At 67.9% G+C, this 23755-nt stretch carries 16 protein-coding genes, 3 rRNA genes and 2 pseudogenes; 19 read left to right on the top strand and 2 right to left on the bottom strand.

Annotation, left to right across the window (positions count from 1 at the left end; all coding sequences use genetic code 11):
- Positions 1-48: 48 nt before the first annotated feature.
- A complete protein-coding gene (gene ilvD, locus PYR72_RS21055) occupies positions 49-1902 on the top strand; it encodes a dihydroxy-acid dehydratase (protein WP_275456746.1) in 1854 nt (617 codons plus the stop codon).
- 106 nt (positions 1903-2008) lie between these two features.
- On the opposite strand, the gene PYR72_RS21050 is transcribed toward ilvD, so the two are convergent.
- Positions 2009-4297 (bottom strand): serine/threonine-protein kinase, encoded by a 2289-nt coding sequence (locus PYR72_RS21050; RefSeq protein WP_275456745.1) that lies wholly within the window; start codon positions 4295-4297, stop codon positions 2009-2011.
- Positions 4298-4505: 208 nt separating this feature from the next.
- On the opposite strand from PYR72_RS21050, the gene PYR72_RS21045 reads away from it, so the two are divergent.
- The 6 genes and pseudogenes from PYR72_RS21045 to proC all read left to right on the top strand — a co-directional run bounded on the left by PYR72_RS21045 (position 4506) and on the right by proC (position 9314).
- Complete coding sequence (locus PYR72_RS21045; protein ID WP_013001630.1) at positions 4506-4859, top strand: SH3 domain-containing protein; 354 nt, start codon at positions 4506-4508, stop codon at positions 4857-4859.
- A gap of 142 nt (positions 4860-5001) precedes the next feature.
- Positions 5002-5634 carry an EamA/RhaT family transporter gene (locus PYR72_RS21040; protein ID WP_275456744.1) on the top strand — a complete coding sequence of 211 codons (633 nt, stop codon included), beginning with the start codon at positions 5002-5004 and terminating at the stop codon, positions 5632-5634.
- A gap of 66 nt (positions 5635-5700) precedes the next feature.
- Positions 5701-6489, top strand: a complete 789-nt coding sequence (locus tag PYR72_RS21035; protein ID WP_275456743.1) for a class I SAM-dependent methyltransferase — start codon at positions 5701-5703, stop codon at positions 6487-6489.
- 220 nt (positions 6490-6709) lie between these two features.
- On the top strand, positions 6710-7582 hold the full coding sequence (locus PYR72_RS21030) for an ABC transporter ATP-binding protein (RefSeq protein ID WP_275456742.1): 873 nt from the start codon (positions 6710-6712) through the stop codon (positions 7580-7582).
- A pseudogene (locus PYR72_RS21025) lies at positions 7579-8368 on the top strand (ABC transporter permease). The gene PYR72_RS21030 and the pseudogene PYR72_RS21025 overlap by 4 nt, the downstream one beginning before the upstream one ends.
- A 133-nt stretch (positions 8369-8501) precedes the next feature.
- Positions 8502-9314, top strand: coding sequence for a pyrroline-5-carboxylate reductase (proC, locus tag PYR72_RS21020; protein WP_020113787.1), 813 nt, complete (start codon positions 8502-8504; stop codon positions 9312-9314).
- Positions 9315-9324: 10 nt separating this feature from the next.
- Here proC and trpS read toward each other — a convergent pair whose 3' ends face one another.
- Positions 9325-10320 carry a tryptophan--tRNA ligase gene (gene trpS, locus PYR72_RS21015; RefSeq protein ID WP_275456741.1) on the bottom strand — a complete coding sequence of 332 codons (996 nt, stop codon included), beginning with the start codon at positions 10318-10320 and terminating at the stop codon, positions 9325-9327.
- An 824-nt stretch (positions 10321-11144) separates the two neighbouring features.
- Between trpS and PYR72_RS21010 the strand changes: the two genes are divergently transcribed.
- The 12 genes and pseudogenes from PYR72_RS21010 to PYR72_RS20955 all read left to right on the top strand — a co-directional run.
- Positions 11145-12670 (top strand): 16S ribosomal RNA (locus PYR72_RS21010).
- A gap of 317 nt (positions 12671-12987) precedes the next feature.
- Positions 12988-16107: ribosomal RNA gene (locus PYR72_RS21005) — 23S ribosomal RNA — on the top strand.
- 87 nt (positions 16108-16194) lie between these two features.
- A 5S ribosomal RNA gene (rrf, locus tag PYR72_RS21000) occupies positions 16195-16311 on the top strand.
- Together the 16S, 23S and 5S rRNA genes form the textbook arrangement of a ribosomal RNA operon.
- Positions 16312-16383: 72 nt before the next feature.
- Positions 16384-17028 carry an HAD family hydrolase gene (locus PYR72_RS20995; RefSeq protein WP_275456740.1) on the top strand — a complete coding sequence of 215 codons (645 nt, stop codon included), beginning with the start codon at positions 16384-16386 and terminating at the stop codon, positions 17026-17028.
- Between the two features lie 54 nt (positions 17029-17082).
- On the top strand, positions 17083-18300 hold the full coding sequence (locus PYR72_RS20990; protein ID WP_275456739.1) for an MFS transporter: 1218 nt from the start codon (positions 17083-17085) through the stop codon (positions 18298-18300).
- A complete protein-coding gene (locus PYR72_RS20985; RefSeq protein ID WP_275456738.1) occupies positions 18251-19426 on the top strand; it encodes an acetoin utilization protein AcuC in 1176 nt (391 codons plus the stop codon). Before PYR72_RS20990 ends, PYR72_RS20985 begins: the two co-directional genes overlap by 50 nt.
- Before the next feature lie 236 nt (positions 19427-19662).
- A complete protein-coding gene (locus PYR72_RS20980; protein ID WP_275456737.1) occupies positions 19663-20478 on the top strand; it encodes a phosphatase in 816 nt (271 codons plus the stop codon).
- Between the two features lie 129 nt (positions 20479-20607).
- Positions 20608-20820 carry a helix-turn-helix domain-containing protein gene (locus tag PYR72_RS20975; RefSeq protein ID WP_004984898.1) on the top strand — a complete coding sequence of 71 codons (213 nt, stop codon included), beginning with the start codon at positions 20608-20610 and terminating at the stop codon, positions 20818-20820.
- Positions 20821-20987: 167 nt separating this feature from the next.
- Positions 20988-21086 (top strand): AURKAIP1/COX24 domain-containing protein, encoded by a 99-nt coding sequence (locus PYR72_RS20970; RefSeq protein WP_003948845.1) that lies wholly within the window; start codon positions 20988-20990, stop codon positions 21084-21086.
- Between the two features lie 291 nt (positions 21087-21377).
- Positions 21378-22445: an NAD-dependent epimerase/dehydratase family protein gene (locus tag PYR72_RS20965; protein ID WP_275456736.1), complete on the top strand. Its 1068-nt coding sequence runs from the start codon at positions 21378-21380 to the stop codon at positions 22443-22445.
- A gap of 14 nt (positions 22446-22459) precedes the next feature.
- Positions 22460-23539: a lysophospholipid acyltransferase family protein gene (locus PYR72_RS20960; RefSeq protein WP_275456735.1), complete on the top strand. Its 1080-nt coding sequence runs from the start codon at positions 22460-22462 to the stop codon at positions 23537-23539.
- Between the two features lie 106 nt (positions 23540-23645).
- Positions 23646-23741 (top strand): annotated as a pseudogene (locus PYR72_RS20955) (glycerol acyltransferase); the annotation flags it as partial.
- Positions 23742-23755 lie beyond the last annotated feature (14 nt).

Here is a 23755-nt window from a genome sequence, read left to right as displayed (position 1 = left end):
CGACTCAGTCAGAAGTCTCTGATCGCAGTCTCTGAAGGAGCGCCCGCGATGCCCGAGCTGAGGTCCCGCACAGTCACCCACGGCCGCAACATGGCGGGCGCCCGCGCCCTTATGCGCGCCTCCGGTGTACCGGGCGCGGACATCGGCCGCAAGCCGATCATCGCGGTCGCGAACTCCTTCACCGAGTTCGTGCCGGGCCACACCCACCTCCAGCCGGTGGGCCGCATCGTCAGCGAGGCGATCCGTGAGGCCGGCGGCATCCCGCGCGAGTTCAACACGATCGCCGTCGACGACGGCATCGCGATGGGCCACGGCGGCATGCTGTACAGCCTCCCCTCCCGCGACCTGATCGCGGACAGCGTGGAGTACATGGTCGAGGCCCACTGCGCCGACGCCCTGATCTGCATCTCCAACTGCGACAAGATCACCCCGGGCATGCTGAACGCCGCCCTGCGGCTCAACATCCCGACCGTCTTCGTCTCCGGCGGCCCCATGGAGTCCGGCCGGGCCACCCTCGTCGACGGCACGGTCCGCACGCTCGACCTGGTCGACGCGATCTCCGACGCGGTCAACGACAAGATCTCGGACGAGGACATCCTCCGTATCGAGGAGAACGCCTGTCCGACCTGCGGCTCGTGTTCCGGCATGTTCACCGCCAACTCGATGAACTGCCTGACCGAGGCCATCGGCCTCTCCCTGCCCGGCAACGGCTCGGTCCTGGCGACCCACACGGCCCGCAAGCAGCTGTACATCGACGCGGCCCACACCGTCATGGACATCACCCGCCGCTACTACGAGCAGGACGACGAGACGGTCCTGCCGCGCGCCATCGCCTCGTTCGCCGCCTTCGAGAACGCCATGGCCCTCGACATCGCCATGGGCGGCTCCACCAACACGATCCTGCACCTGCTGGCCGCCGCCCAGGAGGCGGGCGTCCCGTTCGGTCTGAACGAGATCGACGCCGTCTCGCGCCGGGTGCCGTGCCTGGCCAAGGTCGCGCCGAACGTCGCCAAGGACCGTACGTACTACATGGAGGACGTGCACCGCGCCGGCGGCATCCCGGCCCTGCTGGGCGAACTGCACCGCGCGGGCCTGCTCAACGAGGACGTGAACTCCGTCCACAGCCCCTCCCTCGCCGACTGGCTGAAGACCTGGGACGTGCGCGGCGGCTCCCCGTCCCCGAAGGCCGTCGAGCTGTGGCACGCGGCCCCCGGCTGCGTCCGCTCCGCCGAGGCGTTCTCCACCTCCGAGCGCTGGGACACCCTGGACGAGGACGCCGAGGGCGGCTGCATCCGCTCCGCCGAGCACGCCTACTCCAAGGACGGCGGTCTCGCGGTCCTCAAGGGCAACCTCGCCGTCGACGGCTGTGTGGTGAAGACCGCCGGCGTCGACGAGTCGATCTGGACGTTCGAGGGCCCGGCGGTCGTCTGCGAGTCGCAGGAGGAGGCCGTCCAGAAGATCCTGCTGAAGGAGATCAAGGAGGGCGACGTCGTCGTCATCCGCTACGAGGGCCCCAAGGGCGGCCCCGGCATGCAGGAGATGCTCTACCCGACCTCGTACCTGAAGGGCCGCGGCCTGGGCAAGTCCTGCGCGTTGATCACCGACGGCCGTTTCTCCGGCGGCACCTCGGGCCTCTCCATCGGCCACGCCTCGCCCGAGGCGGCCGGCGGCGGCACGATCGCCCTCGTCGAGGACGGCGACCGCATCCGCATCGACATCCCGAACCGTTCGATCGAGCTGCTGGTCGACGACGCCGAACTGACCCGCCGCGAGCAGGCCCTGGGCGGCGTCTACGCCCCGAAGAACCGCGAGCGCAAGGTGTCGGCCGCACTGCGCGCCTACGCCGCGATGGCCACCAGCGCCGACAAGGGCGCGGTCCGCGACGTCAGCAAGCTGGGCTGAGGAACCCCGCGCCGAGGCGCGGAACCGTCGAGTCGAGGGCCGTCCCGCTGCGGGACGGCCCTCGGCCGTGGAGGCCGCCCGCCCCGCCGTCACCCGGCGGGCGGGGTCACCAGCTCCCCGGATCGCTCCCGTCCAGCCCGAGCACCGTCCCGTCGAGCGCGCCCGCGCAGACCCGCCCGTCGACGACCACGGGCTCGGGCAGCGAGGCCGTGATCCGGCCCGGGTCACCGAGCCGCGACGGCGTGTCCCCGATGATCCGGCCCTTCCGCAGGTCCACCGCGAGGAGCCGCCCGTCGGAGGCGGTGAAGTACAGATGCCGGTCGTCGGCGACCGGTGCCGAACCCCGGGCGACGCCCGTCTCCGTCCGCCACACCTGCCTACGGGCCTTCATGTCGACGGCCGCCAGGGCGCCGCCCGCACCGCTCAGCAGGTACACGACGTCACCCCGCACGACCCCGCGGGCCTGCTGGAGCGGCACGGGCAGGGCCACCCGGACCGTCCTCCCGGTGCCGGGGTCGTACCGGACCACGCCGACCGTGTCCTCGTAGGCGCCGCCGACCGAGGTGAGGAAGACGGCGCCGTCCGCGGCCCCCGTCACCTCCAGGCGCCCCTTCAGCCGCGTGTCCCAGCGCACGTCCCCCGACGCCGGGTCCACCGCGGTGATCCGGGTCCGCGCCGCCGCCCCCTGGCCGGTGACGTACGCCAGGTACGCCGACCGGTCCCCGTCGAACGAGGTGAAGTACGCCTCCGGCTGCCCCGGGATCCGGCCGCTCCACCGCGTGTCGCCGGTGGCCGTGTCCACCCCGGTGACGGTCCCGTCGGCGGCGGTCAGCAGCAGCGTGCCGCCCGCGTAGTGCCTGCCGCCGTACGCGGAGACGTCCCGCTCCCACCGCACCTCGCCGGTCCCGGGGTCCAGCGCCAGGGCCCGGCGGTTCTCGTCCGTCAGCACCTGCACGAGCCCGCCCGACACGACCGGCGGCTCGCTCGCGCCGAGCGCACCCGACCCGTCGACGGGGTGCCGCCACAGCACGCTGCCGTCCGCCGGATCCAGCGCGGAGACCAGCCCAGGCTGCGCGCACAACAGCTTCCCCGCCCCGTACGAGCACTGCGGCGCGCTCTTCTTCTTCGCCGCCGGCCTGGTGGCCCAGGCTTCGAGCGCGGGTGCGGCGGCCGCGCGACCGGCCCGGGGCGAGGCGGTACCCCCGTCCGGCCGCCCGCCCTCGCTTCCCAGGGCCCGCACGGACGCGAATCCCCCGCCCGCCACGAGCACCACCGAGGCGGCGACCAGCACGGCCCGCGTACGCGGCCGGCCCCCGAACCGGCCCGCACGCCGCCCGGAGTCCCCCCGCCCGTCGGGCGCGTGGGTCTCGCCGGTCTCCTCGGTCGCATCGGTCTCGGCAGGGGCGCCGCGCCCGCCGCCGGAGTCGGCCTCGGCCTCAGCCCTGACGTCCTTGCCTTTGTCCTTGTCCTTGCCCTCGTCCGCGTTCCGGGGTGTGCCCGGCGACGACACCCAGCCCGCGCCTTCCCGCTCCCGCTGGGTCGTCATGAAGGTCTGCGTGTCGTACGAGGCGGCCACGGACCGGAGCGCGTGCATCAACTCGTCCGCCGTGGGCCGGTCCTCGGGCTCCTTGGCCAGACAGGCTCGGACGAGGGGCGCGAGGTTCTCGGGTACGCCGGTGAGATCCGGCTCGTCGTGGACCACCTGGTAGGCGACGACATAGGGACTGTCGGAGTCGAAGGGCCCGCGCCCGGTGGCCGCGTGCACGGTGACCGAGCCGAGGGCGAAGATGTCGGCGGCGGGCCCGACCTCCCGCGGCCGCCGGAACTGCTCGGGTGCCATGAACGGCGGCGTGCCGATCAACTTCCCCGTCTCGGTGCGCAGTTCGCTGTCCTTCGGCCGGGAGATGCCGAAGTCGATGACCTTGGGGCCGTCCTCGGCGAGCAGGACGTTGCTGGGCTTGAGGTCCCGGTGCACGACACCGGCGCGGTGGATGTCCCGCAGGGCCTCCGCGAGCCCGGCCATCAGCCGCCGCAACTGCCCCGGCGGCATGGGCCCGTTCCGCTTCACGTGCTCGGCGAGGGTCGGACCGGGGATGAAGAGGGTCGCCATCCAGGGCCGGGCGCTGTCGGTGTCGGCATCCACGACCGGTGCGGTGAAGGCACCGCTCACCTGCCGGGCGGCGGCGACCTCCTGCCGGAAACGCCCTCTGAACTCGGGGTCCTTCGCGAATTCGGCGTGCACCACCTTCACCGCGAGCCGCAGGCCGGACGTGGAGGCGGCCAGGTGGACGACGCCCATCCCACCGGAACCCAGACACGACTCCAGGCGGTACTGGCCGGCGTACTCGGGAAGTTCCGGTTCCGCTCCCGACCCGGTGCCGCGCTGCGGTGCCATGGGTCCACCCCCGTGCTCTTTCGGCCGCTCGCGCGACGTTCGGAGCCTAGTCGATGACCCGTACGGGACAGAGGCGGCCTGCTGTCCCGCACGCGCGAAAAACGCACAGGTGTGCGTGGGCTGAATCAGGGGTATCAACGGGACCCCACGCCTTGCGCGTGGGTCGAACGGGGTTTTCAACGGGGTTTCACACGGGGGGAGTTCAGCCATGTCCATCGACCATGTCGAAGAGATCGCGGAGGACGGCGAGGGGGAGCGGGCCGGTACGGCGTCGGCAGGGGTTTCGGCCACCGCCGCGACGGTCACGGCAGCCGTCCGCCGCTACTCGATCGCGCCGGGCGTCCGTCTCAACGTCCGCAGCGGCCCGAGCACCGGCTACGGCGTCGTCCGCGTCCTCTCCGAGGGCGCCACGGTGCCGATCTACTGCCAGACCCCGGGCCAGACCATCTCCGGCCCCTACGGCACCACGAACGTCTGGGACAACATCGGCGACGGCGAGTACATCTCCGACTCCTACGTCTACACCGGCAGCGACGGCTACGTGGCCGGCCGCTGCGGCTGACCCGGGACGACCGGCCCGGCGCCCGGGGCAACCGACCGGGCGCCGCTCCGACCGCCCCACGCCACGTCCCCGGCCCTGACGGTGACAGCCCTCGCGGCCGGCGCCCTGAGCCTGCTCCCGACCCGGAGCGATAATCGACCCCGTGAGCGACAAGCCGAAGAACGACCAGGCAGCACAGGGGACGGAACAGCGGCGGGATCCGGAACAGCTGCGGGATCCGGAACAGCGGCAGCAGCCGGAGCAAGGGCAGGCGCCGCACGGAGCGCAGGCGCCGCAGGACGGCCGGGCGCCCCTCGACGCGTCCTCGGCCACCCCCACGGGCCCCCGTCCCGAACCCATCCGCTTCTTCGGGACGACCTGGCTGCACCACGACGGCACCTACACGGCACGCCGGGCGGCCGTCACCGCTGGCTCGCTCGCCGCCCTGGCCGTCTCCTGCCTGGTGCTGCGCCTGGCCTACGACGGCCTGCAGCTGGCGGCGGTCGGCGGGTTCGTCAGCATCCTGCTCGTTCTCATGTTCGCCGTCTGCAGCGCCCTGGCCTTCGGCCACACCTGGGGCGCCTTCGGCAAACGCCCCGACCCGGCCCGCCACTCCTCCCTGCGGGGCCTCCTCACCATCGGCTTCCTCGGCTCCCTGACCGCCTACTTCCTCCGCTCCTTCAAAGAGGCCCCGGGCGAGTCCCTGCACCGCGAGGAGTACACGGCGGCCCGCCGCCGGTACGAGCGCCGCACGGCCAAGCGCACGGGGAACCCGGCGAAGCGCCGCCGCCCCTGACCTGTCGGCAAGAGGCGGCCGGACAACCTCTCCCCGACGCCACCGCACCGGGCCACGATGTCCCCCATGACCACCTCCCGCCCGCACGCCTCCCGCACCGTCCGAGCCCACTCGTTCAACACCGCCGCGGCCCGGTACGCGGCGAACCGCCCCTCCTACCCGTCCACCCTCTTCGACACCGTCGAAGCCCTGGCCTCACGCTCCCTCCACGGAGCCCGCGTCGTGGACGTCGGAGCGGGCACCGGCATAGCCACCGCCCTCCTCCACGCCCGCCGCGCCGACGTCCTCGCCGTGGAACCCGGCGCGGGCATGGCCGCCCAGTTCCGCCGCACCCACCCCCGCATCCCCCTTATCCGAGGCGACGGCAACGCGCTCCCCGTCGCCACCGCCTCCACCGACTTCCTCACCTACGCCCAGTCCTGGCACTGGACCGACACCACCCGCTCGGTCCCGGAGGCCCTGCGCGTACTCCGCCCCGGCGGAGCACTCGCGCTGTGGTGGAACACCGCCGCCGTCGACGTCCCCTGGATCGCCGACGCCACCCTGCGCATCCACCGCTTCCTCGGTGTGGACCCCGGCACGCCGATCGAGAAAAGCGCCTCCGGCGCGCCCGCGGCCCTCGCCGACACCGCCGGCCGCCTCGACTTCACGCGCCGCCAGATCCGCTGGAGCCGCACGGTCCCCCTGGACACCCACCTGGCCAACATCGCCAGCCACTCGGGGTTCCTGGTGCTCGGCGACGAGGCCACGTCCGCGTTCCTCACCGAGGAACGGGCCCGCCTGCGCGCACTCTTCCCCACCGAGACCGTCGAAGAGACCTACGACGTGGACCTCCTGGTCGCCGTCCGCCCCTGACCGGCCCCTCCCCGGACCACCCCCTCGCCCCGCCCGACCCCCAGCTCCCCGCCCGCTTCCCCCCAGCTCCCCGACCGCCTCCCGCCGAGCGCCCGCGCGCCCCGTCGCGCCCGCTCGCGCTTCCGCATGCCCCCGCCCGGAACCCACGAGGACCCCGCCCGCGCAGAACCCACCCCCTCACCGACTTGACGGCCCACCCGCCCTGCGCAATATTCATCACATGATGAATAACTCCGCGAGCGAGCCTCCACCCCGACCCGGCACCTCACCCACCCCGTCCGAGGGCACCGCCCCACACCCGGCCGTCCGCGCCCAGAACCTCACCGTCGCCCGAGGCCCGCGCACGGTGCTCCGCGGCCTCGACTTCGCCGTCCCCCCGGGCCAGATCACCGGGCTCCTCGGCCCGTCCGGCTGCGGCAAATCCACCCTGATGCGAGCGATCGTCGGCACCCAGGCCAAGGTCACCGGCACCCTGGACGTCCTCGGCCGCCCCGCGGGCGACGCCACCCTCCGCTCCCGCATCGGCTACGTCACCCAGGCCCCGTCCGTCTACGACGACCTGACCGTCACCCAGAACCTCGCCTACTTCGCCGCGATCCTCGACCCCGGCCGCGCCGCCGCCGACCGCCGCCACGAGAACGTCACCCGGGCCATCGCCGACGTCGACCTCACCGCCCACGCCGACGCCCTCGCCGGCAACCTCTCCGGCGGCCAGCGCAGCCGCGTCTCCCTGGCCGTGGCCCTCCTCGGCACCCCCGAACTGGTCGTCCTCGACGAGCCCACCGTCGGCCTGGACCCCGTCCTGCGGCGCGAACTGTGGGCCCTCTTCCACACCCTCGCCGAGGAGCGCCGAACCACCCTCCTGATCTCCTCGCACGTCATGGACGAGGCCGAGCGCTGCCACCGCCTCCTCCTCATGCGCGAGGGCCGGATCCTCGCCGACGACACCCCCGAAGCCCTCCGCACCCGCACCCACGCGGACACGGTCGAAGAGGCGTTCCTCCGCCTCGTCGACGAGGCCAGGGCAGCCGAGCCCGCCGCGACCGCGCCCACCGCCACGACCGACGCCCACCACAAGGAGCCGGCGCGATGACCACCACGACCCCGTCCACGCCCCCCCGCGGCCCCCCGCCCCAGGGCCCTCAGCTACGCCCGCACGACCGCCACCGCCGCCCGGGTCCTCCGCCAGCTCGGCCACGACCCCCGCACGATCGCCCTGCTGATCCTCATCCCGTGCGTGATGCTGTTCCTGCTGCGCTACGTCTTCGACGGCAGCCCACGCGTCTTCGACTCCATCGGCGCCTCCCTCCTCGGCATCTTCCCGCTGATCACGATGTTCCTGGTGACCTCGATCGCGACCCTGCGCGAACGCACCTCGGGCACCCTGGAACGCCTGCTCTCCATGCCTCTCGGCAAGGGAGACCTCATCGCCGGCTACGCCCTCGCCTTCGGCACCCTGGCGGTCATCCAGTCCGCCCTCGCCACGGGTCTGGCCGTCTGGTTCCTCGACCTGGACGTCACCGGCTCCCCCTGGCTCCTCCTCGTCGTCGCCCTCCTCGACGCCCTGCTGGGCACCGCCCTCGGCCTCTTCGTCTCGGCCTTCGCCTCCTCCGAGTACCAGGCCGTCCAGTTCATGCCGGCCGTGATCTTCCCCCAACTCCTCCTCTGCGGCCTGTTCACCGCCCGCTCCGCCATGCACCCCGCCCTGGAGGCGGTCTCCGACGTCCTCCCCATGTCCTACGCGGTCGACGGCATGAACGAAGTCCTCCTGCACACCGACATGACCGCCACCTTCGTCCGCGACATCGCGATCGTCGCCGGCTGCGCCCTGCTGGTCCTCACGCTGGGAGCGGCCACCCTCAGGCGCCGGACGACCTGACACCCGGCCGTCCCACGCCGGCCGCCCGCCACCCGTTCCGGCCGACGTCCCGCCCACCGGACACGCCCGCCGAACCCCCGTCCCCGGTGCGAGGATGGCCCCAGGACGACGCACCCCGGAGGGCACCCGCACCATGAGCCAGAAAGTCGCAGTCCTCGGTACCGGCAAGATCGGCGAGGCCCTGCTCAGCGGCATGATCCGAGCCGGCTGGGCGCCCGCGGACCTCCTGGTCACCGCCCGCCGCCCCGAACGCGCCGAAGAGCTCCGCACCCGCTACGGCGTCACACCGGTCACCAACGCCGAGGCCGCGAAGACCGCCGACACGCTCATCCTCACGGTCAAGCCCCAGGACATGGCCACCCTCCTCGACGAACTCGCCCCGCACACCCCCGCCGACCGCCTGGTCGTCAGCGGCGCCGCGGGCATCCCCACCTCCTTCTTCGAGGAGCGCCTGGCCGCAGGCACCCCCGTCGTCCGTGTCATGACGAACACCCCCGCCCTCGTCGACGAGGCCATGTCCGTCATCTCCGCCGGCAGCCACGCGAGCGAGGCCGACCTCGCGCACGCCGAGGAGATCTTCGGCGCCGTCGGCAAGACGCTCCGCGTCCCCGAGTCCCAGCAGGACGCCTGCACCGCCCTCTCCGGCTCCGGCCCGGCGTACTTCTTCTACCTGGTCGAAGCCATGACCGACGCGGGCATCCTCCTGGGCCTGCCCCGGGACAAGGCCCACGACCTGATCGTCCAGTCCGCCATCGGCGCGGCCACGATGCTCCGCGACAGCGGCGAACACCCCGTGAAGCTCCGCGAGAACGTCACCTCTCCCGCCGGCACGACGATCAGCGCCATCCGCGAACTCGAGAACCACGGAGTGCGCGCCGCACTGATCGCCGCGCTGGAGGCCGCCCGCGACCGCAGCCGCGAACTGGCCTCCGGCAAGAAGGACTGACGCCCCGCGGTCAGCCGGCCAGCAGACCGATCGCCCGGTACGCCTCGTCCACCCTCGGCCGGGCCATCCCTCTGGCCTTCTCTGCACCCAACCGCAGCACCCCCTCCACATACGCGGGATTCGCGCACAACTCCTTGTGCCTCTCCTGTACGGGCCTGAGGAGCTCGACCACGGCCTCTGCGGTGTCCTTCTTCAGTGCTCCGTACGATTCATATACACCGCTCAGGTCCTCGGGGTTCCCACTCTCACAGGCGGCGAGGATCTCCAGCAGATTGGCGAGCCCCGGCCGCTTCTCCGGGTCGTAGACCACGTCCCGGCCGCTGTCGGTCACGGCCCGCATGACCTTCTTCCGCACCACGTCCGGCTCGTCCAGCAGATAGACGATGCCCGGCCCGACGTCGTCGGTCTTCCCCATCTTCGACGTCGGGTCCTGAAGGTTCATCACCCGGGCCCCCACCTGCGGACGCGTGGCCCGCGGCACCACGAACGTCCGCCCGTACCGCTGGTTGAAGCGCACCGCCAGGTCCCGGGTCAGCTCCACGTGCTGCGTCTGGTCATCACCCACGGGCACCTCGTCCGTCCCGTACGCGAGGATGTCGGCCGCCATCAGCACGGGATAGGTGAGCAGCGACAGCCGGACACTGCCTCCCCGGTCCCGCTCCCGCGCCGCCTTCTCCTTGTACTGGATCATCCGGCGCATCTCGCCGTCCGTGGCCACGCACTCCAGCAGGTACGACAGCCGCGCGTGCTCATCCACATGACTCTGTACGAAGACGGTGCACAGCTCCGGGTCCAGTCCCGAGGCCAGCATCAGGGTCGCCGCCTGCCGGGTGAGCCGGCGCACCCGCGCCGGATCGTGGTCCACGGTGAGCGCGTGCAGGTCCACCACACAGAACAGCGCGTCCGTCCGGTGCTGGTCGACCTCGGCCCACCGCCGCACCGCTCCCAGGTAGTTCCCCAGCGTCAGATGCCCCGTCGGCTTGATTCCGCTGAAGACCCGTGTCATCTCTCCACCTCCTGATCAGGACCGCCGCCACCGGTCGGCCGCCCCTCAGGAGGGAGATACGAGAACGGCCGCCGGGGGCGGCGGCCGTCGAGTACATACGTGTGTACGGCCGCCCTCAGGCGGCCCACCACTGCTGGTGACACGTACGCGTAGTCATGGGGGCCAGGCTACGCCTCACGGGACCGCGCGGCAGCGAGTTGACACACCCCGGGCCGGTACGTAGTGTTCTCCGGGTTGTCCGACGTGAGCGCCGACCACGGTCGGTCCCCGGACAGCCATTCCGCAGGTAACCACCAAGCATCGACGATCTGTCGTCGTTTCCTTGGCATGTGTATGTGCGAAATGAGGAATCCGCGTTCGAAAGGACGCAGACCCCGATTAGCTCGGGGGCGAGGAATCCGCTAAAGTCTCACTCGTCGGAACGGCCCAACAGCCGTGAGGACAAAGCCCGCTGACTGGGAATCAGGCCCGAAAGGATCTGATAGAGTCGGACTCGCCGGAAAGGGAAACGCGAAAGCGGAAACCTGGAAAGCACCGAGGAAATCGGAACCGGAAACGGTCTGATAGAGTCGGAAACGCAAGACAGCAAGACCGAAGGGAAAAGCCCGGAGGAAAGCCCGAGAGGGTGAGTACAAAGGAAGCGTCCGTTCCTTGAGAACTCAACAGCGTGCCAAAAATCAACGCCAGATATGTTGATACCCCGTCTCCAGCATTCGCTGGGACGAGGTTCCTTTGAAATAAAACACAGCGAGGACGCTGTGAACCATCGGACTATTCCTCCGGTGGTTCCGCTCTCGTGGTGTCGACCCGATCACGGGTAAACATTCACGGAGAGTTTGATCCTGGCTCAGGACGAACGCTGGCGGCGTGCTTAACACATGCAAGTCGAACGATGAACCACTTCGGTGGGGATTAGTGGCGAACGGGTGAGTAACACGTGGGCAATCTGCCCTTCACTCTGGGACAAGCCCTGGAAACGGGGTCTAATACCGGATACGACACTCTCGGGCATCCGATGAGTGTGGAAAGCTCCGGCGGTGAAGGATGAGCCCGCGGCCTATCAGCTTGTTGGTGAGGTAACGGCTCACCAAGGCGACGACGGGTAGCCGGCCTGAGAGGGCGACCGGCCACACTGGGACTGAGACACGGCCCAGACTCCTACGGGAGGCAGCAGTGGGGAATATTGCACAATGGGCGAAAGCCTGATGCAGCGACGCCGCGTGAGGGATGACGGCCTTCGGGTTGTAAACCTCTTTCAGCAGGGAAGAAGCGAAAGTGACGGTACCTGCAGAAGAAGCGCCGGCTAACTACGTGCCAGCAGCCGCGGTAATACGTAGGGCGCGAGCGTTGTCCGGAATTATTGGGCGTAAAGAGCTCGTAGGCGGTCTGTCGCGTCGGATGTGAAAGCCCGGGGCTTAACCCCGGGTCTGCATTCGATACGGGCAGACTAGAGTGTGGTAGGGGAGATCGGAATTCCTGGTGTAGCGGTGAAATGCGCAGATATCAGGAGGAACACCGGTGGCGAAGGCGGATCTCTGGGCCATTACTGACGCTGAGGAGCGAAAGCGTGGGGAGCGAACAGGATTAGATACCCTGGTAGTCCACGCCGTAAACGGTGGGAACTAGGTGTTGGCGACATTCCACGTCGTCGGTGCCGCAGCTAACGCATTAAGTTCCCCGCCTGGGGAGTACGGCCGCAAGGCTAAAACTCAAAGGAATTGACGGGGGCCCGCACAAGCAGCGGAGCATGTGGCTTAATTCGACGCAACGCGAAGAACCTTACCAAGGCTTGACATACACCGGAAACGGCCAGAGATGGTCGCCCCCTTGTGGTCGGTGTACAGGTGGTGCATGGCTGTCGTCAGCTCGTGTCGTGAGATGTTGGGTTAAGTCCCGCAACGAGCGCAACCCTTGTTCTGTGTTGCCAGCATGCCCTTCGGGGTGATGGGGACTCACAGGAGACTGCCGGGGTCAACTCGGAGGAAGGTGGGGACGACGTCAAGTCATCATGCCCCTTATGTCTTGGGCTGCACACGTGCTACAATGGCAGGTACAATGAGCTGCGAAGCCGTGAGGCGGAGCGAATCTCAAAAAGCCTGTCTCAGTTCGGATTGGGGTCTGCAACTCGACCCCATGAAGTCGGAGTTGCTAGTAATCGCAGATCAGCATTGCTGCGGTGAATACGTTCCCGGGCCTTGTACACACCGCCCGTCACGTCACGAAAGTCGGTAACACCCGAAGCCGGTGGCCCAACCCGCAAGGGAGGGAGCTGTCGAAGGTGGGACTGGCGATTGGGACGAAGTCGTAACAAGGTAGCCGTACCGGAAGGTGCGGCTGGATCACCTCCTTTCTAAGGAGCACTTCTACCGAGCCTTTCGGGGTGAGGTCAGAGGCCAGATCATCAGCGAACGTCTGATGCTGGTTGCTCATGGGTGGAACGTTGATTATTCGGCCGGTTCGTCGGGCCGGAGGCTGTGAGTACTACCCCTTGCGGGTGTGGAAAGCATGATCTCCGGACGAGAGACTGGTCGGGCACGCTGTTGGGTGTCTGAGGGTATGGCCGTACGGCTGCCTTCAGTGCCGGCCCCAGTGAACTCCGGTGATTGTCCGGGGGTGATGGGTGGTTGGTCGTTGTTTGAGAACTGCACAGTGGACGCGAGCATCTGTGGCCAAGTTTTTAAGGGCGCACGGTGGATGCCTTGGCACCAGGAACCGATGAAGGACGTGGGAGGCCACGATAGTCCCCGGGGAGTCGTCAACCAGGCTTTGATCCGGGGGTTTCCGAATGGGGAAACCCGGCAGTCGTCATGGGCTGTCACCCTTGCCTGAACACATAGGGCAAGTGGAGGGAACGCGGGGAAGTGAAACATCTCAGTACCCGCAGGAAGAGAAAACAACCGTGATTCCGGGAGTAGTGGCGAGCGAAACTGGATGAGGCCAAACCGTATGCGTGTGAGACCCGGCAGGGGTTGCGTATACGGGGTTGTGGGATCTCTCTTCTGTCGTCTGCCGGCGACAGGACGAGTCAGAAACCGTTGATGTAGGCGAAGGACATGCGAAAGGTCCGGCGTAGAGGGTAAGACCCCCGTAGCTGAAACATCAGCGGCTCGTTTGAGAGACACCCAAGTAGCACGGGGCCCGAGAAATCCCGTGTGAATCTGGCGGGACCACCCGCTAAGCCTAAATATTCCCTGGTGACCGATAGCGGATAGTACCGTGAGGGAATGGTGAAAAGTACCGCGGGAGCGGAGTGAAATAGTACCTGAAACCGTGTGCCTACAAGCCGTGGGAGCGTCGGGCAAGCACTTGTGCTTGTCTCGTGACTGCGTGCCTTTTGAAGAATGAGCCTGCGAGTTTGCGGTGTGTTGCGAGGTTAACCCGGGTGGGGTAGCCGTAGCGAAAGCGAGTCCGAACAGGGCGATTCAGTAGCACGCTCAAGACCCGAAGCGGAGTGATCTAGCCATGGGCAGGTTGAAGCGGAGGTAAGACTTCGTGGAGGACCGAACCCACCAGGGTTGAAAACCTGGGGGATGACCTGTGGTTAGGGGTGAAAGGCCAATCAAACTCCGTGATAGCTGGTTCTCCCCGAAATGCATTTAGGTGCAGCGTCGTGTGTTTCTTGCCGGAGGTAGAGCACTGGATAGGCGATGGGCCCTACCGGGTTACTGACCTTAGCCAAACTCCGAATGCCGGTAAGTGAGAGCGCGGCAGTGAGACTGTGGGGGATAAGCTCCATGGTCGAGAGGGAAACAGCCCAGAGCATCGACTAAGGCCCCTAAGCGTACGCTAAGTGGGAAAGGATGTGGAGTCGCAGAGACAACCAGGAGGTTGGCTTAGAAGCAGCCACCCTTGAAAGAGTGCGTAATAGCTCACTGGTCTAGTGATTCCGCGCCGACAATGTAGCGGGGCTCAAGCGTACCGCCGAAGTCGTGTCATTCATACAATAGGGCCAACGCCTGTATGGATGGGTAGGGGAGCGTCGTGTGCCGGGTGAAGCCGCGCCGGAAGGCAGTGGTGGACGGTTCACGAGTGAGAATGCAGGCATGAGTAGCGATACAAACGTGAGAAACGTTTGCGCCGATTGACCAAGGGTTCCTGGGTCAAGCTGATCTGCCCAGGGTAAGTCGGGACCTAAGGCGAGGCCGACAGGCGTAGTCGATGGATAACCGGTTGATATTCCGGTACCCGCTGTGAAGCGTCAAACATCGAACCAGGCGATGCTAAGTCCGTGAAGCCGCCCCGGAGCCTTCGGGCAAAGGGGAGTGGTGGAGCCGACGAACCAGACTTGCAGTAGGTGAGTGATGGGGTGACGCAGGAAGGTAGTCCATCCCGGGCGGTGGTTGTCCCGGGGTAAGGGTGTAGGACGTCAGGTAGGTAAATCCGCCTGGCAATAGTCTGAGACCTGATGCCGAGCCGATTGTGGTGAAGTGGATGATCCTATGCTGTCGAGAAAAGCCTCTAGCGAGTTTCATGGCGGCCCGTACCCTAAACCGACTCAGGTGGTCTGGTAGAGAATACCGAGGCGTTCGGGTGAACTATGGTTAAGGAACTCGGCAAAATGCCCCCGTAACTTCGGGAGAAGGGGGGCCATCACTGGTGATCCGATTTACTCGGTGAGCTGGGGGTGGCCGCAGAGACCAGCGAGAAGCGACTGTTTACTAAAAACACAGGTCCGTGCGAAGCCGTAAGGCGATGTATACGGACTGACGCCTGCCCGGTGCTGGAACGTTAAGGGGACCGGTTAGTCAGGATTCGTCTTGGCGAAGCTGAGAACTTAAGCGCCAGTAAACGGCGGTGGTAACTATAACCATCCTAAGGTAGCGAAATTCCTTGTCGGGTAAGTTCCGACCTGCACGAATGGCGTAACGACTTCTCGACTGTCTCAACCATAGGCCCGGTGAAATTGCACTACGAGTAAAGATGCTCGTTTCGCGCAGCAGGACGGAAAGACCCCGGGACCTTTACTACAGTTTGATATTGGTGTTCGGTTCGGCTTGTGTAGGATAGCTGGGAGACTGTGAAGCTCGGACGCCAGTTCGGGTGGAGTCGTCGTTGAAATACCAGTCTGGTCGTGCTGGATGTCTAACCCGGGTCCGTGATCCGGATCGGGGACAGTGTCTGATGGGTAGTTTAACTGGGGCGGTTGCCTCCCAAAGGGTAACGGAGGCGCCCAAAGGTTCCCTCAGCCTGGTTGGCAATCAGGTGGTGAGTGTAAGTGCACAAGGGAGCTTGACTGTGAGACCGACGGGTCGAGCAGGGACGAAAGTCGGGACTAGTGATCCGGCGGTGGCTTGTGGAAGCGCCGTCGCTCAACGGATAAAAGGTACCCCGGGGATAACAGGCTGATCTTCCCCAAGAGTCCATATCGACGGGATGGTTTGGCACCTCGATGTCGGCTCGTCGCATCCTGGGGCTGGAGTCGGTCCCAAGGGTTGGGCTGTTCGCCCATTAAAGCGGTACGCGAGCTGGGTTTAGAACGTCGTGAGACAGTTCGGTCCCTATCCGCTGCGCGCGTAGGAATATTGAGAAGGGCTGTCCCTAGTACGAGAGGACCGGGACGGACGAACCTCTGGTGTGCCAGTTGTTCTGCCAAGGGCATGGCTGGTTGGCTACGTTCGGGAGGGATAACCGCTGAAAGCATCTAAGCGGGAAGCCTGCTTCGAGATGAGTATTCCCACCCACTTGATGGGGTAAGGCTCCCAGTAGACGACTGGGTTGATAGGCCAGATATGGAAGCCCAGTAATGGGTGGAGTTGACTGGTACTAATAGGCCGAGGGCTTGTCCTCAGTTGCTCGCGTCCACTGTGTTGGTTCTGAAACCACGAACAACCCCACGTTTCACAGAGCGTGGTGCGGTTGAGTGTTTCATAGTGTTTCGGTGGTCATAGCGTGAGGGAAACGCCCGGTTACATTCCGAACCCGGAAGCTAAGCCTTACAGCGCCGATGGTACTGCAGGGGGGACCCTGTGGGAGAGTAGGACGCCGCCGAACAAATATTGCGAAAACCCCCGCCGGGAAACCGGCGGGGGTTTTCTGCGTTGGGGCTTCGTTTAGGGTCGGACCATGCGCTACGACCTCGTGATCTTCGACAATGACGGCGTTCTCGTCGACAGCGAGCCGATCTCCAACCGGCTCCTTGCCGAGTACCTCACCGAACTCGGGCACCCGACCTCGTACGAGGACTCCATCCGGGACTACATGGGGTCGGCGATGCACCGGATTCACGAACTCGTGCTGGAGCGGACCGGGAAGAAGCTGCCGGACGACTTCGACGACGTCTTCCACCAGCGGGTGTTCGCCGGGTTCGCGCGGGATCTGGAGCCGGTACCGGGCGTGGTCGCCGTCCTGGAGAAGCTGGTCGCGGACGGGGTGCCGTACTGCGTGGCCTCGTCCGGGAGCCATGAGCGGATCCGGGTGGGGCATCGGACGACCGGGCTCGACCGGTGGTTCGGGGAGGGCCTCGTGTTCAGCGCGCAGGACGTCGGGCGGGGCAAGCCGGCGCCGGATCTCTTCCTGCACGCGGCCGAGCGGATGGGCGTCGCTCCCGAGCGGTGTGCCGTCGTCGAGGACAGTCCTCTCGGGGTGCGGGCGGGACTCGCGGCCGGGATGGATGTGTACGGGTATACGGCGATGACGCCCGCCGGGAAGATGCCCGGAGCCAGGGAGTACTTTTCGGACATGGGGAAGCTGCTCGACCTGCTGAGTTGAGCAGTATTCAACTTCCTCTACCCATGAGTAGGCCGTGCCCCCTACTGTGCCGCCATGACAGATGTGCTGCGGCGCGGTAGGGCCGCGTTGGCGTTCAGCTTCTTCGCTCAGGGTGTCGCCTTCGCGCTGCTCGTGACGCGGATTCCGGCCATCCAGGACCGGTACGGCGTCTCCGACGGCCTGTTGCCCCTCTTCCTCGCCGCCGTGCCGATCCTCGCCGGCGTCGGCAGCGTCTGCACCGAGCACCTCGTGAAGCGAGTGCCGCCGAGCCGGGTGCTCAGGTGGTCCCAGCCCGTCGTGCTCCTGGCGCTGCTCGGCGTCGGTGCCGGTGACCAGATGGTCGTTCTGGGCGCGTCGTTGGCCGCATTCGGGCTGGCGGTCGGAGCGCTCGACGCGTCCATGAACATGCTCGGCGTGAGCCTGCAGCGGTCGTACGGGCGGAGCATCATGCTCGGTTTCCACGCCGTGTACAGCCTGGGCGGGATAGCCGGGGCCTCGCTGGCGTGGGTGGGGGCGCACTGGGATCTGGCCCTGCTGTCCCTGTATCTGCCGGTGGGAGCCGTACTGCTGCCGGCCGCTCTGGTGGGGAGCCGGTGGTACGTGGACGGAAGCGGCCCGGAGGACAAGAGTCCGGCAGCCGCCGTGGAGGGCGGGAGCGTCGCCTTCAAGCTGCTGCTGCCGCTCTGTCTGGTGATGTGCTTCGCCTACATCGGCGACTCGACCGTCTCCAACTGGAGCGCGAAGTACCTCCAGGACGTGCTCGGCAGCTCCGACCAGCTGTCGACCGTTCCGTACAACGTCTACATGGTCACCACGCTGCTCGGGCGTTCCATCGGGGACTTCGGGGTGCGGAGGTTCGGGGCCGCGGCCGTCGTGCGGGCCGGAGCGGTGGTGGCGGCGGTCGGCTTCGCCGTGGTGGCGGGGGCGCTGGGGGCCTGGGTGGGGATGCTCGGGTTCACGCTGCTGGGGCTCGGGCTGTGTGTGCTGGTGCCGCAGACGTTCGCCGCGGCCGGGCGGCTGTTCCCCGGAGCTTCGGACGCGGCCGTCGCGCGACTGAACATCTTCAACTATGTCGGTTTCCTGATCGGTTCTCCGTTGGTGGGGGCCCTGGGCGACCTCTGGAGCTATCGCGGGGCGATGCTCGTACCGATGGTCCTGGTGCTGGTGACGTTGGTGTACGCCCGGTCGTTCGAGACTGAACCGGACCGATACGGTGACGGGCATGAGCGGCCGCGCACAGCTGATGTGGGACGAGGCAGTAACGGGCTATGACTTCGGGCCGGACCATCCGATGGATCCGGTCCGGCTGGCGTTGACCCGGAGCCTGGTGAGCGCCTTCGGGCTGGACCGAGGGATGGACGTCGTCGCGGCGAAGCCGGCGGGGGAGTCGACCCTGCGGCTCGTGCACCGCGAGGACTATGTGGCGGCGGTCAGGGCCGCCTCCGCCGAACCCCGGAGCGCGGACGAGACGTACGGCCTGGGGACCATGGACGATCCGGCCTTCGCCGGCATGCACGAGGTGTCCGCGCTCATCGCGGGGCAGTCGGTGGGGGCGGCGGAGGCCGTGTGGCGCGGGGACGTACTGCACGCGGTGAACTTCGCGGGCGGGCTGCACCACGCGATGCCCGGGAGCGCCTCGGGGTTCTGCATCTACAACGACGCGTCGCTCGCCATCGCCCGGCTGCTGGAACTGGGGGCCGAGCGGGTCGCGTACGTGGATGTGGACGTGCACCACGGTGACGGGGTGCAGGCGGCGTTCTGGGAGGACCCGCGGGTTCTGACGATCTCGCTGCACGAGCATCCGCGGACCCTGTTCCCGCAGACCGGGTGGCCGGAGGAGACGGGGGCCGCGCCGGGCGCGGAGGGGTCGGCCGTGAACGTGGCGCTGCCGGCGGGGACCGGGGACGCGGGGTGGGTGCGGGCGTTCCACGCGGTCGTGCCGGAGCTGATCGCGGACTTCCGGCCGCAGGTGCTGGTGACCCAGCACGGGGCGGACACCCACTTCGACGACCCCCTCGCGCATCTGGCGGTGTCGCTGGACGCCCAGCGGGCGGTGCAGGTCGCGCTGCACGAGCTGGCGCACGAGTACGCCGACGGGCGGTGGGTCGCGCTCGGCGGGGGCGGGTACGCGGTGGTGGATGTGGTGCCGCGGTCGTGGACGCATCTGGTGGCGATCGCGGCGGGGCGGGAGATCGCGCCGGAGACGGTGATTCCCGAGGAGTGGCGGCAGTCGGTGTTCGCGCGGACGCGGCAGTTGGCGCCGGCGCGGATGACCGATGGGCGGTGGCCGGTGGCCTGGGCGGACTGGGAGGCGGGGTACGACCCCGCGGACCGGTTGGACCAGGCGGTTCTTGCGGCGCGGAAGGCTGTGTTTCCGTTGCGGGGGTTGTTGCCGTAGGGGTTTCTCGCCCCCGCCGCCCCTACCCGTCCCATCCTCCAGGGGGCTGCGTGCCCCCTTCGGCCCCCCGCCAAAGACTCGGGGCTCCGCCCCGGACCCCGTTCGCGCAGTTCCCCGCGCCCCTGATGTGCGCAGTTCCCCGCGCCCCTGAAGCCTGAAGTGCGTGTTACGCCAACTGTGTGGTTCGGCAGGGGATTTGTGCTCGGGCGGGGTGGTGGGTGCGTCAGCATCGGGGCGTGGTGAGTGGCGCGGCGTTGCGGGAGCATCTGGTCGTCTGCGGGCTGGCCGGGCGGGTCGCCACCGCCCGGGAGGCGAGTCTGCGGAGCTATCGGTTGTTCGCGGCCCGGGACCCACGCTTTCTGATCGGTCTTGATCCCGAACTGGCCTGGCGGCAGCGGGATGTGCTCGATCTGATGGCGGAGAAGTGTGGCGTTTCCGCCGATCCGGGATGCACTTCAGGGCAGGATGTCATTGACCCTGAGCGCACGATGGATGCGCTGGACCGCTTCGCGGAACGTGTCGCGGCGGTCGCTCACCGTGGCGGAACGGTGCTCTTCGGTACCGGGCACCCGCATCGGCTGATCGGTTTCTACGGCGCGTTGGCAGACGCCATGTCGACGGCGGGATGTGACGTTCTCACCCCGGCGACGGGTAGACGTGTCGACATAACGACCCGGTTCGGTCTACGCACACACAACCTCGACTACGTACGAGGAGTCGCCGTCGTCCGCGAGGCGCCTGCCCTGCGCTCCGGTTGTGCGACCGGCGTGCACACTCACTCGCCGCTCCCGGTTCGGACGGTTCTGGCGGCCGCGGCGGAGGCCGGCGGGCCGCTCCCGGAACTCGTGGTCGGCGACCATGGATGGGTCTGCGGGGCAGGTCAGCTGGGGTTCGAGGCGATCGGACTCGCCGATACGGACGATCCGGCCCTCTTCGTGGGCGAGACGGAGGGGCGGGTGTCCGTCGCCGTTCCACTTGATGACGGTGTGCGGTCTGATTACTACCGACCACTGACCCGCTACGTACTCAATCGGGCGTGTCTGTCACAGTAGGCCGCCGATGGCATCCCCTCTTCCCCACTCGCATCACCCGCCCCTACATTGGGGAGTGAGCACGCAACGACGAAGAGTCACCGGAAGGGGAAGCCGGTGGCCGTCGAGTGCGGAAGGTTCAGGTGTGTCATGGCTGCAGCTGGCGAGAGGCCTCTGAACGAGGTTCAGTTCCTGACCGTGGCGGAAGTCGCCTCGGTGATGCGAGTGTCGAAGATGACCGTGTACCGCCTGGTGCACAGCGGTCATCTGCCGGCGATCCGGGTGGGCAGGTCCTTCCGGGTGCCGGAGCAAGCGGTCCACGAGTACCTCCGCGAGAGCTATGTGGGGGTGGAGACGGCCTGACGGCCACCGGGGCCGAGGGGTTCCCGGAGGACGTGCGGTACCTCCGGAAGCCCCCCGTTCCCCCTCGATTACGACCTCAGCGCTCGGACGGGTAGGCTGGCCCCTCGTAGGTCGTATGGGCCCATGGCGCCCAAACGCCGAGTGATGAGAAGTGAGCGAGGGTAGTCGTGGGCTCTGTTATCAAGAAGCGGCGCAAGCGGATGGCTAAGAAGAAGCACCGCAAGCTGCTCAAGCGCACCCGCGTTCAGCGTCGCAACAAGAAGTAAGGCGGTCCGGCCCTGGTGACGGGGTCCTGGCCGGTCCCCCTCGCGTAAGGGGGCCGCACGCCTTGCTTTCTTGCGCGAGCGCTGTCGAGAGCGCGTTGCCGTGGCCCTCCACCGAATGCGGTGGGGGGCCACGGTGTTTTTCGGCGCTCGTTGTTTTTGCCGGTCATTGACGGGGTCGTGGTCACCACTCCGCAACATCGACCCGCTAACGTGGCGGCACACGGGGAACGCGGCAGAGAACGAGCAGAGTTACGCCTATGTGAGCGGACGTCTGGAAGGAAGGCGCTGATCTTGGGGAAGGTCGTGCTCGTCACCGGGGTGGCCCGTCAGCTGGGAGGCCGTTTCGTGCGGCGCATCCAGCGGGACCCGCAGGTCGACCGGGTCATCGCGGTCGACGCGGTGCCCCCGGCACATCATCTGGGCGGCGCGGACTTCGTGCAGGCCGACATCAGGCAGCCGGCCATAGCCCGCCTGCTGGCCGAGCACAACGTGGACACCGTGGTGCACATGGACGTCACGGGCACCCCGCTGGGCAGCGGCGGCCGGGCCACCCTCAAGGAGACCAACGTCATCGGCACGATGCAGCTGCTCGGTGCCTGCCAGAAGTCCCCGCTGGTCAAGCGGCTGGTCGTGAAGTCCAGTACGAACGTGTACGGGTCCGCGCCGCGCGACCCGGCCGTGTTCACCGAGACCATGCCGCCCAAGTCGCTGCCCAGCGGCGGCTTCGCCAAGGACACCGTCGAGGTCGAGGGGTACGTCCGCGGATTCGCCCGGCGGCGGCCCGACGTGGCCGTGTGCGTGCTGCGGTTCGCGAACATCCTCGGGCCGAGCGCGGATTCACCGCTCGCCTCGTACTTCTCGCTGCCGGTGCTGCCGACCGTGCTGGGCTACGACCCGCGGCTGCAGTTCGTGCACGAGGACGACGTCATCGAGGTGCTGCGGATCGCCTCGCACGAGCCGGCGCGGGGCACGCTCAACAGCGGCACCTTCAACATCGCGGGAGACGGTGTCCTGCTGCTCTCGCAGTGCGCGCGGCGCCTCGGCCGGCCGACGGTGCCGCTGCTGATGCCGGCCGTGAGCTGGGTCGGCTCGATGGTCCGCACCCTGGGCTTCACCGACTTCTCGCCGGAGCAGCTGCGGCTGCTGACCCATGGGCGGGTCGTGTCGACGAACCAGATGCGCGAGACGCTGGGCTACCGGGCCAGATACACGACCACGGAGACCTTCGCCGACTTCGCCCGCAGCAGGGGCCCCGGCCTCCTGCCCCCGGAGGCCCTCGCTGGGGCCATCGACCGGATCGCCGCCCTGCCCGTGTCCACGCCGGGCGGCGGCAACCCCCCGACGCAGAGCGCCAACTGAGGAGCGCATCAACGATGGCGGATGCCAAGGTCATTCCCTTCGACGACGACCGGACGCGCGGCGGCGCCGTGCAGCGCCCGCCGCGTCGCCGGAGTACGGGGAGCCGGCGCAAGGGCGACAGCGCGGTCGTCCGTGATGTTCGTGAATCCGGCGAGGTCCAGGCCCTCCCCGGACGGCCGACCAGCACCGATGATGTTCCTGTGACACGGGAGAAGCCGGAGCCGCCCCTGGAGGCCGCCGAGGCACACGACGGCGGTGCCCTGGAGCGCCGGATCGCGGGCGGTCTCGCGTTCCTGCGCAAGCGGCTCACCGGCGACTACGAGGTCGACGACTTCGGCTACGACGCCGAACTCACCGACCAGGTGCTGATGTCCCTGCTGCGGCCGGTGTACGAGAAGTACTTCCGGGTCGAGGTGAAGGGCATCGAGAACATCCCGACGGACGGCGGCGCCCTGATCGTCTCCAACCACTCGGGGACACTGCCGCTGGACGGCCTGATGATGCAGGTCGCCGTGCACGACAACCACCCCACCGGGCGGCATCTGCGGCTGCTCGCGGCGGACCTGGTCTTCATGCTGCCGGTGGTCAACGAGCTGGCCCGCAAGCTGGGCCACACCCTCGCGTGTGCGGAGGACGCCTCACGACTGCTGCAGCAGGGCGAGCTGGTCGGGGTCATGCCGGAGGGCTTCAAGGGCCTCGGCAAGCCCTTCGGGGAGCGCTACAAGCTGCAGCGCTTCGGCCGCGGCGGCTTCGTCTCCACCGCCCTGCGCGCCGGCACGCCGATCATCCCGTGCTCGATCGTGGGCGCGGAGGAGATCTACCCGATGATCGGCAACTCGAAGACGATCGCCCGACTGCTGGGCTTCCCGTACTTCCCGATCACGCCGACGTTCCCGTTGCTCGGTCCGCTGGGCGCGGTGCCGCTGCCGACGAAGTGGACGATCCAGTTCGGCGAGCCGATCCCCACGGACGGCTACCCACCGGAGGCGGCCGAGGACCCCATGCTGATGTTCAACCTGACGGACCAGGTACGTGAGCAGATCCAGCACACCCTGTACAAGCTGCTGGTGCAGCGGCGGTCGGTGTTCTTCTGAGGGGTCAGGTGTACGGGTTCGGGGTGCCTGTGCTGCCGTCGGACGGAGTTCGGCGCAGCCGTCCGAAGCCCGCGAAGCGTCGCGAGGGCGGCAATGTGGATGGGTCCCGATGCTGATGTTCAACCTGACGGACCAGGTGCGCGAGCAGATCCAGCACACCTTGTACAAGTTGTTGGTGCAGCGGCGGTCGGTGTTCTTCTGAGGGGTCAGGTGTAC

The sequence above is a fragment of the Streptomyces sp. VNUA24 genome (genome assembly GCF_029167005.1).
GTDB lineage: Bacteria > Actinomycetota > Actinomycetes > Streptomycetales > Streptomycetaceae > Streptomyces > Streptomyces scabiei.
Note: the sequence above shows the minus strand (reverse complement) of the source record. Positions and strands in the feature narration are given on the sequence as shown.

Bases quoted from the DNA above. Each gene is read 5' to 3' on its own strand.
- PYR72_RS20960 (WP_275456735.1), top strand. From the start codon at position 22,460: ATGGCGGATGCCAAGGTCATTCCCTTCGACGACGACCGGACGCGCGGC.
- ilvD (WP_275456746.1), top strand. From the start codon at position 49: ATGCCCGAGCTGAGGTCCCGCACAGTCACCCACGGCCGCAACATGGCG.
- proC (WP_020113787.1), top strand. From the start codon at position 8,502: ATGAGCCAGAAAGTCGCAGTCCTCGGTACCGGCAAGATCGGCGAGGCC.
- PYR72_RS21050 (WP_275456745.1), bottom strand. From the start codon at position 4,297: ATGGCACCGCAGCGCGGCACCGGGTCGGGAGCGGAACCGGAACTTCCC.
- PYR72_RS20995 (WP_275456740.1), top strand. From the start codon at position 16,384: ATGCGCTACGACCTCGTGATCTTCGACAATGACGGCGTTCTCGTCGAC.
- PYR72_RS21035 (WP_275456743.1), top strand. From the start codon at position 5,701: ATGACCACCTCCCGCCCGCACGCCTCCCGCACCGTCCGAGCCCACTCG.
- PYR72_RS21030 (WP_275456742.1), top strand. From the start codon at position 6,710: ATGATGAATAACTCCGCGAGCGAGCCTCCACCCCGACCCGGCACCTCA.
- trpS (WP_275456741.1), bottom strand. From the start codon at position 10,320: ATGACACGGGTCTTCAGCGGAATCAAGCCGACGGGGCATCTGACGCTG.
- PYR72_RS20985 (WP_275456738.1), top strand. From the start codon at position 18,251: ATGAGCGGCCGCGCACAGCTGATGTGGGACGAGGCAGTAACGGGCTAT.
- PYR72_RS20975 (WP_004984898.1), top strand. From the start codon at position 20,608: ATGGCTGCAGCTGGCGAGAGGCCTCTGAACGAGGTTCAGTTCCTGACC.
- PYR72_RS20990 (WP_275456739.1), top strand. From the start codon at position 17,083: ATGACAGATGTGCTGCGGCGCGGTAGGGCCGCGTTGGCGTTCAGCTTC.
- PYR72_RS21045 (WP_013001630.1), top strand. From the start codon at position 4,506: ATGTCCATCGACCATGTCGAAGAGATCGCGGAGGACGGCGAGGGGGAG.